This window comes from Pirellulales bacterium, assembly GCA_035499655.1.
Lineage (GTDB): Bacteria > Planctomycetota > Planctomycetia > Pirellulales > JADZDJ01 > DATJYL01.
Map to the genome: position 1 here is coordinate 1 of DATJYL010000231.1, position 4177 is coordinate 4177.

General features: G+C 55.0%; 4 protein-coding genes and 1 rRNA gene. 4 read left to right on the plus strand and 1 reads right to left on the minus strand.

The genetic code is table 11. The features are described from left to right. From VMJ32_18105 to VMJ32_18120, 4 genes are all read left to right on the plus strand, one after another. Window positions 1-245, plus strand: a 16S ribosomal RNA gene (locus VMJ32_18105); the annotation flags it as partial. A gap of 239 nt (window positions 246-484) precedes the next feature. Beyond that, the gene (locus VMJ32_18110) at window positions 485-985 is read left to right on the plus strand and encodes a hypothetical protein (protein ID HTQ40935.1); all 501 of its coding nucleotides are present in this window, start codon (window positions 485-487) and stop codon (window positions 983-985) included. Between the two features lie 51 nt (window positions 986-1036). After that, window positions 1037-2623 (plus strand): hypothetical protein, encoded by a 1587-nt coding sequence (locus VMJ32_18115; GenBank protein HTQ40936.1) that lies wholly within the window; start codon window positions 1037-1039, stop codon window positions 2621-2623. Between the two features lie 121 nt (window positions 2624-2744). Beyond that, window positions 2745-3332 carry a hypothetical protein gene (locus VMJ32_18120; protein HTQ40937.1) on the plus strand — a complete coding sequence of 196 codons (588 nt, stop codon included), beginning with the start codon at window positions 2745-2747 and terminating at the stop codon, window positions 3330-3332. Window positions 3333-3562: 230 nt separating this feature from the next. Here VMJ32_18120 and VMJ32_18125 read toward each other — a convergent pair whose 3' ends face one another. Then, entirely contained in the window at window positions 3563-4015 is a 453-nt protein-coding gene (locus VMJ32_18125) for a trypsin-like peptidase domain-containing protein (protein HTQ40938.1), read from the minus strand. Between the last annotated feature and the right edge of the window lie 162 nt (window positions 4016-4177).

Here is a 4177-nt window from a genome sequence, read left to right on the forward strand (position 1 = left end):
CAGTTCGGATTGCAGGCTGCAACCCGCCTGCATGAAGCCGGAATCGCTAGTAATCGCGGATCAGAATGCCGCGGTGAATGTGTTCCTGAGCCTTGTACACACCGCCCGTCAAGCCACGAAAGTGGGGGGTATCCGAAGTCGGCAATGCAACCGTAAGGAGCTAACCGCCTAAGATAAACTCCGCGATTGGGACTAAGTCGTAACAAGGTAGCCGTAGGGGAACCTGCGGCTGGATCACCTCCTTTCTAAGGATTTTTCCGATCCCCGTTTGTGACATCTACAAACATGGGATCACCAAATTGTGGAGCAGTCCTTGTGTTGGCAAGAAGTCCGTTTCCAAGCCGACGACTCGTCGTCGGTGCGGCGAACAAAACTACCTAATTGACTAGATAAAACCCGCGCGGGCTTAAGCCAGGCCCCGCGGGTTTTTTTATTGCGCCGCCGTTATCATGGAGTTCCGGCCCTACCCGCAGTTCCACACACCATGATCACTGTGAAATTCACATTTCCCGCCTGTTTCCTGTGCATCGGACTGGCGCTTGCCACAGATTTTTCAGCGGCGGCCGCGCAGTCAACGCCCGACGTTGCCATTTGGGCTGGCGGTTCTGGAAATTGGAATCAAGCAAACCTTTGGTCCAATGGTTTACCCAATGGGTATCTGCGCGCCGAGGTGCATGGAAAGTGCACAGTCACGGTTCCCGCTGGCGACTATGTGATTGGCGACCTGGAAATCGGTTTGAATCCACACGATCGTGCTCGTGTGGAAGTAGATGGCGGACAATTGATTCTCATGCAAGATTCTCTCCGCATCGGCGAAGAAACAGGCGGCGAAGGAGAATTCGTTCTCAAAGACGGGGCCATGCACTGCTTCATGGATGTTTACGCCGGAGCAGCCACTGGCGTTCCCGGCTGCGCCACCAAGGCCACGCTGCGAATCCAGGGCGGAAGCTTCCTGGGCCGAACTTTGCTCGCGGGCATTGGCTGAGGCGCTGAATCGGTAGTGGCTATTGAAGGCTCGCGCGCATCGGCGGTCCACGTGCTTGATTACTCCAATTTTGAGGCTCATGCCGACACCAATGGCACACCGGGCAATACGACGCTCCAGTACACGCTGGATGAACACGGCGTTACGCCCATCACCATTCAAGCTCGTTACCGCGGCCTACAAATCGTCCAAGACTCGCAATGCCATTGCCGCTTGCAAATTAAACTCAGCGCCGTTCCGCCCCGCGATGACGTCACGCTTGTTTCATCGCATGTTCCCACCATCGGAACGTTTGACGACCTGCCGGAGGGAAGCGAAATCACTGCCGATTACCAGGGGCAAACGTATCGCTGGCAACTGACCTATCGCGGTGGGTCGCAGGGAAACGATCTGGAGCTGCTGAATAAAAGTCAATACGCAGCCGATGCGCCGGTCACCCACACTCGGCCGCTGCCCGAAATTCCCAAGGCACTTTGGATCGAGCACCGGTTATATCCACTATTCGCCGATGCGCCCGCCAAGCCCACCTTTGAAGGCGCCGAGGGTTACGGCGCGGCAACTTCCGGCGGCCGCGACGGCCGGACCATGTACGTCGATAACCTGAACGATTCCGGTCCCGGCAGTTTGCGAGCAGCCATCGAATCGTCCGGTCCGCGCACCATCTTGTTTCATGTCGGCGGCGTCATCCCGCTCAAGTCGACGCTCGTCATTAAAGAGCCTTTCATCACCATCGACGGCCAAACTGCGCCTGGCGAGGGCATCATGCTTCGCAATCACGGCATCGAAGTTCGCACCCACGACGTGGTGCTGCGTTATTTTCGTGTCCGCGTGGGCGATGACGACGTGCAACTGGACCAGCCCAAAGCCCGCGAAACTTACGAAGGAGGCGCCGGCGAGCATGCGCTGTATTTTATCGAAGGCTCGAAAAACTGCATTGCCGATCATTTGTCGCTGAGTTGGTCGACGACGAAAATCCTGTCGGTGACCAAACTGTGCGACTTAATCACGATTCAGCGGTGCATCCTGAGCGAGGCGCTGAACTTCGCAGGCCACGGTTACGCCTCAATCGCCGGCGGCAACCGAGTGACGTGGCATCATAATTTGTTCGCGCACAACCAGAGCCGCAATGTCCGCTTCGGTGGCATGGTAGATGCCGATTTTCGTAATAACGTGATTTACGATTGGGGCCAGCGCGCCGGCTATGGCGAATTCGACCGTGTGAACTATGTCGGTAACTATCTCAAGGCCGGCCCTTCGACAGCACAAAAGCCGTATTTGTTTTTTCTGTTGGGCGAGGCACAAGTTGCGGCTGGTTCGCTATTCGTCAAAGATAATTTTCTCGAAGGCAGCGGTGCTCCTCCCGGCGTCAACGAAAACAACTGGCTCGGCATGGGCGCTTACCATGCGCAGCGCGAAACCCTCGAAGCAATCGAGCCGTTCCCCGCTCCACCCGTCACGACCGAGTCGCCAGGCGATGCCTACGAGCACGACTTACAAAACGTCGGCGACACGTTGCCCAAACGCGATGCCATCGATCAGCGCATCATCCGCGAAGTTCGTGACGGAACCGGCCACATTATCAATCACGTGAAAGACATCGGCGGCTGGCCCGATTTTCCTCCTGCGGATGAGAAGTGAATCATGCCATATTTGCAAAGTTTTTTCGCGTTTAGCACCGTCCCCGCTTGCGGTTTAGCATGCCGTACGCGAGGATTCTGCTAAACCGCAAACGGACAAAAACCCAAAACGCATCGTACCAATGGTGATCGCCCACCATCTCATTTGGACCGCTTACGGCACTTGGCTCCCCAACGATCCGCGCGGCAGCGGCTCGCACTCCATCGCCGCTGTGCAATTGGCCGAACTCGGCGAACTCCATTACGGCCGCAAAAAAGTACAACCCTCCGGCCGAGATATCCGCGAATTCTACGATCGCGCCGAAGAACGATTGTTGTTCGATGTGATTCATTTCAACGCGCAACAAATCCAGCTTGTCGCCGAAGCGCTCGCCGTTGCGATTGGAGATTTTGACTACACTTGCTACGCCTGCGCCATCATGCCCGATCATGCTCACATGATCATCCGCAAACACAAACACTTGGCCGAAGAAATGATCGAAAACCTCCAAGCCTCCACCCGCTTGCGGTTTAGCAAGTCCCGCCTCATCAGTCCCGATCACCCGCTCTGGACCCTCGGCGGCTGGAAGCGCTTTCTCGATTCACCGCCGCGCGTCCAGCAAGTCATTCGCTACGTCGAACAAAACCCAACCGAAATCGGCCTGACCGCGCAGAAGTGGCCCTTCGTTACCCCTTACGATAACTGGCCCTTCCATCATCGCAAAAAATAAATCGCAATTCGGTATCCATTCCGATCACTTCTCCGCGCGCTTGCAGTTTAGCCTGCCACGCGCCACCACCGCTTGCGGTTTAGCAAACTTCACCCAGCGAATAAAAAACATCTATTAACCCCACCGCCATTCGCCACGCCCCGCCAAGTCCCGCGGATTTTTTAGTTGCGACAAATACCCTATAGCGAAAGAGCATTAAGTGCATTCGGAGTTCCAGGGGGCTCAATCTCTTATAAGTAATCATCGAAATATTCCAATGGCACCGCCTGTCCGTAGGGCCGCTGAGGAACAGCTGATTCAACCTGGTTCGGATTGCTGTTATTTGGCGCCATGAATACGTTTTCAACCATAATCCCCAGCGCGTGACCTGATTTATCTAGTAGACATCCCCCGCTAAGTCCACCACCGCTTTGAAAACTAACTTGGATGAATCTTTGATTGGTTCCATAAGCTAGAGGAAGAGCTTCAACTGTACCTATATGAACTACCATAGTTGGATTTCTGCGCGGAATTGTGGGAAATCCGATCGCGACAACTTCTTCTCCAATTTTGGGCAATCGCAATTGCGTTGGAATTCCACGACTTGACCGCAATTCTTCGAGGCGCAAGCATCCTACATCGGCGGTGACGGTGCTGCCATTGCAAATACCTGTCACGTCTACGATTCTGCACTGCTCACCCACTTTTATCTTTAATTCAGAGCGAACTTGACCCCCTTCCCGAAAACTGATCCAGGGAATATGAGAGAATCCAGCCGGCCCATTGGGCCGGAAAGGATTCGCGATGAAGAAGCGACATGGTGCGGAGCAGATCGTAGGTCTTTTGCGTCAAGCGGATGTGGCCTT

Excerpts from the sequence above, each read along its gene's own strand:
- VMJ32_18110 (HTQ40935.1), top strand. The coding sequence starts at position 485 with ATGATCACTGTGAAATTCACATTTCCCGCCTGTTTCCTGTGCATCGGA.
- VMJ32_18120 (HTQ40937.1), top strand. The coding sequence starts at position 2,745 with ATGGTGATCGCCCACCATCTCATTTGGACCGCTTACGGCACTTGGCTC.